The organism is Stenotrophomonas sp. P5_B8, from assembly GCF_054049855.1.
This window is the reverse complement of record NZ_JBFULO010000358.1, coordinates 1-4,135: the sequence shown is the minus strand read 5'-3', so window position 1 is coordinate 4,135 and position 4,135 is coordinate 1. Positions and strand designations below refer to the sequence as shown.

At 67.5% G+C, this 4,135-nt stretch carries 4 protein-coding genes; all 4 read right to left on the bottom strand.

The annotated features are described in order from the left end of the window. Positions 1-854: DNA gyrase subunit A (locus ACXJKH_RS16260; protein WP_457320848.1), on the bottom strand; the 854-nt coding region annotated here is incomplete at its 3' end. A gap of 347 nt (positions 855-1,201) precedes the next feature. After that, a complete protein-coding gene (gene mtnA, locus ACXJKH_RS16255) occupies positions 1,202-2,263 on the bottom strand; it encodes an S-methyl-5-thioribose-1-phosphate isomerase (protein WP_457320846.1) in 1,062 nt (353 codons plus the stop codon). 44 nt (positions 2,264-2,307) lie between these two features. Further along, positions 2,308-3,060 carry a DUF3011 domain-containing protein gene (locus ACXJKH_RS16250; protein WP_256774530.1) on the bottom strand — a complete coding sequence of 251 codons (753 nt, stop codon included), beginning with the start codon at positions 3,058-3,060 and terminating at the stop codon, positions 2,308-2,310. 132 nt (positions 3,061-3,192) lie between these two features. Then, the gene (epmA, locus tag ACXJKH_RS16245) at positions 3,193-4,134 is read right to left on the bottom strand and encodes an EF-P lysine aminoacylase EpmA (protein ID WP_457320844.1); all 942 of its coding nucleotides are present in this window, start codon (positions 4,132-4,134) and stop codon (positions 3,193-3,195) included. Position 4,135: the final 1 nt, after the last annotated feature.

Sequence of the window (4,135 nt, the reverse complement as noted above, 5' to 3'; positions counted from 1 at the left end):
AGCTTCTTTTCCTTGACCAGCTCGGCGATCTTCTCGATCAACCGGGCCTTGTTCACCTGGTACGGGATCTCGGTGACGATGATCGATTCGCGGCCGTTGTCGGCCACTTCGACCTCGGCCTTGGCGCGGATGCGCACCCGGCCACGCCCGGTCCGGTAACCGGCCACGATGCCGGCGGTCCCGTTGATGATGCCCGCGGTCGGGAAGTCCGGGCCCGGGATGTACTCCATCAGGCCGTCGACGTCGATCTCGGGGTTGTCGATCAGCGCGATGCAGGCGTTGATCGACTCGGTCAGGTTGTGCGGCGGGATGTTGGTGGCCATGCCCACCGCGATACCGGCCGAACCGTTGACCAGCAGGTTCGGGAACCGGGTCGGCATGACCGTCGGCTCCAGTTCCTTTTCGTCGTAGTTGGGCTGGAAATCGACGGTTTCCTTGTCCAGGTCGGCCATCAGCTCATGGGTGAGCCGCGACATGCGCGCTTCGGTGTATCGCATCGCAGCGGCGGAGTCGCCGTCGACCGAACCGAAGTTACCCTGGCCATCGACCAGCATGTAGCGCAGCGAGAACGGCTGCGCCAGGCGCACCAGGGTGTCATACACCGACTGGTCGCCATGCGGGTGGTACTTACCGATGACGTCACCGACGATACGCGCCGACTTGAAGTAAGGCTTGTTGGCGTGCGCGTTGAGTTCACTCATCGCAAACAGCACGCGACGATGCACCGGCTTGAGGCCATCGCGCGCATCCGGGAGTGCGCGGCCCACGATCACGCTCATCGCGTAGTCGAGGTAACTCTTGCGCATCTCGTCTTCCAGGTTGACCTGGATGATTTCCTTGGCGGTTTCTGCCATTCGGGTTCCGTTGTCTGGGTGCGGTCCAGTCCGCCGCGCCAGCCCTTTCGGGGCGGCCGCGTCGGAATCTCGATTAACCGTTGGATTCTACCACAACGGGCCGTTTTCCGCCGGCTTTTGCGGGGGTTTTACCGGCAAGAATCAGGAACTTACGCGGGCGTTGCGCGGTTCTGGGCACCCGGGGAGGAAGCCGCCCTTCCGGACCGCGCACCGTTCGGGGTGTGCGTGGAGCCGGCCAGCGGCCGGCACTACCGGGAATGGGCCAGCAATTGGCGCTGGCCGGCGGCTCATGGCGCGCCGACCGGCAACCGGCACACCCCCGCATGCGGCGCAGCCGGAGGGGCTGCTCAGGCGAACGCGGCGCGCATGTTCGTCGTGTTCGGGCTCAGGATGACCCCGCGCTCGGTCACGATGGCATCGATCAGGCTGCCCGGGGTGACGTCGAACACCGGGTTCCAGGCGGCGATGCCCTCGGCCACGGTGCGCGTGCCCCCTACCCCGTACAGCTCGCCCGGGTCGCGCTGTTCGATCTCGATCTGGTCGCCGTCGGCGGTGTCCATGTCCACCGTGGAGGACGGCGCCACCACCATGAACTTTACCCCGTGGTGACGGGCGGCAATGGCCAGCTGGTAGGTGCCGATCTTGTTGGCGGTATCGCCGTTGGCACAGATCCGGTCGGCGCCGACGATCACCCACTGCACCGCGCCGGTCTTCATCAGGTGCGAGGCGGCCGAGTCGGCGATCAGGGTGGCGTCGATGCCGTCCTGCTGCAGCTCCCACACCGTCAGGCGCGCGCCCTGCAGCCACGGCCGGGTCTCGCCGGCGAAGACCTTGGCGATGCGGTGCTGGGCCATGCCGGCACGGATCACGCCCAGCGCGGTGCCGAACCCGGCGGTGGCCAGCGAGCCGGTATTGCAGTGGGTCAGCACGCCGCTGCCGGCCTCGATCAGGCCGGCACCGAGCGCGCCCATGTGGCGGTTGGCGGCCAGGTCTTCTTCGGCGATGGCCTGGGCTTCGTTGGCCAGCACCTGCTGCCAGTCCGCGCCGGCCGGGGCCAATGCGCGACGCATACGCGCCAGTGCCCAGGCCAGGTTGACCGCGGTCGGGCGCGAGGCATTGAGGCGCTGCAGCGCCGGTTCCAGCTTGGCCAGCGCCTGGGCGCCGTCATCGGCCTGCACGGTTCCTGCCGCCAGCACCACGCCCCACGCCGCGGCGATACCGATCGCCGGCGCGCCGCGCACGGTCAGGGCGTGGATGGCTTCGGCCACCGCGTCGCTGTCGCGGCATTCCACGTGCTCCACCACGAACGGCAGCTTGCGCTGGTCCAGCAGTTGCAGGGAATCGCCGGTCCACAGGATCGGGCGGATGTGGTCGTAACGGGCGTAGTCGATGTCGGTGGATGCGTTCATCGCATCATTGTAGCGGGGCGCCCGCTTACCGCCATCTCGGCGGCTCAGTTGACCTGGAACTCGGCCCGGCAGCCGTTGTCGACCCACACCCCGCGCGCGTCCCAGCCCCAGCCGCGACCTTCTTCGCAGGCGCTGCCGGACAACTGCTTGGACAGCCGCACCCCCTTGCTGATGGTGGCCCCGCAGAAGCGGCGCTGGCGCGACTTGGACTCGCATACGAGGGTGCGCGGCATGTCCAGGAAGCCCGAGCCATCGGTGGCGCCCACTTCGAAGTCGCCCTGGCAACCGCGCGTCACCCACACTTCATTGCGGCGCACGCCCCAGCTGTGGCCTTCGCGGCACGGCATCGATGACAACTGCCGCAGCAGGCGTACCGGCGCGCCCTGCAGCACTACCGGGCAGTTCTGCGGGCGTCCGTTGGATTCGCAGCGCAGTACGCGGCGCACTTTGCGATCACCGGTCTCGGCGCTGCTGCCCGCCACGCGGCTGCGGAACTCGGCACGGCAGCCCAGGGTCACCCACACGCCGGAGCGGTCGGTGCCCCATTCGGTGCCGCGGATGCAGCTGTTGTTGGACAACTGGCGAACCAGATCGACGCCGTTGGCGACGGGCATGTCGCAGTGCACCCACTCCATGTCGCGCGACTGGCAGCGCACCACCTGGCCGGCATACCCGGTCTCGGCGGCACTGGCCGCAGTCACCGGCAGCACCGCGCTGCACAACACCAACGTCCACCACGTCCACGTCCAGCGTGGCGCGCTCCACAGCGGCAGGTCCGCAACGTCCAACAGCTTCATCAACACAGTCCCCGCCGCACATGAACGATCACATGACCAGCTTGGGTCATGCAGTGTGATCAGAGCATCATCATGCAGGACGCGCAAGACACCCGTGCGTCGAAAAATGCCGCCAATGGCCTGCCTAGCCGTTCAGGCATGCGCGAAGTCGATGGCCAGTACATCAGCAATCCGAAGGGTGCGGTTCAGCGCCATCAACAAGCGGTCAACGCCGACCGCCACGCCCGCGCAATCGGGGAGCCCGGGCAACGCGGCCAGCAGTGGTTCGTCCAAGGGCGGCAGCACGTCGCCCCGCGTACGACGGGTGGCCAGGTCGCGCTCGAAGCGCGCACGTTGTTCAGCTGCATCGTTCAGCTCGTGATAGCCGTTGGCCAGTTCCACCGCGCCCAGGTAGAGCTCGAAACGTTCGGCCAACGGTGGCCTGCCCGGCCGAACGCGCGCCAACGCCGCCTGGCTCGCCGGCCAGTCATGTACGACCGTCATCGTGTCGTCATCGAAGCCCGGTTGGATGCAGTGGGTCATCAACAGGTCCAGCCAGTCGTCGCGGGTAAGTCCGTCGGCGTCGATGCGGATGTCCGCCAGCGGGGCCTGCAACTGTTCCAGGCTCGCATCGAAGGGGTCAATCTCCAACGCCTGCTGGTAGAGGCCGCGATAGTCGATGACGCGCAGCGTGGCGGTGCGCTGCACCAGGCCCAGCGCGGCGCGGACCAGCGCGGCGGTTTCTTCGATCAGGCGATGATGGTCCCAACCGACCCGGTACCACTCCAGCAGGGTGAACTCGGGATTGTGGCGGCCACCGGCCTCGCCGTTGCGGAACACCCGGCCCAGTTCGTAGCAGTCGCCCACACCGGCGGCGAGCAGGCGTTTGAGCGGGTACTCGGGTGAGGTGCGCAGCCAGCGCTGCGCACTGCCGGCATCGACATGACCGCTGAAACGGGTGTGGAAGCTGTCGATGTTCGGTTCGGTGTTGCCGGCCGCCGACAGTATCGGGGTTTCCACTTCGAGCACGTCGCGTTCGGCGAAGAATGCGCGGATGAGCGCGTTGAGCGCGGCCCGCTGGCGCAGCGCGGCGATC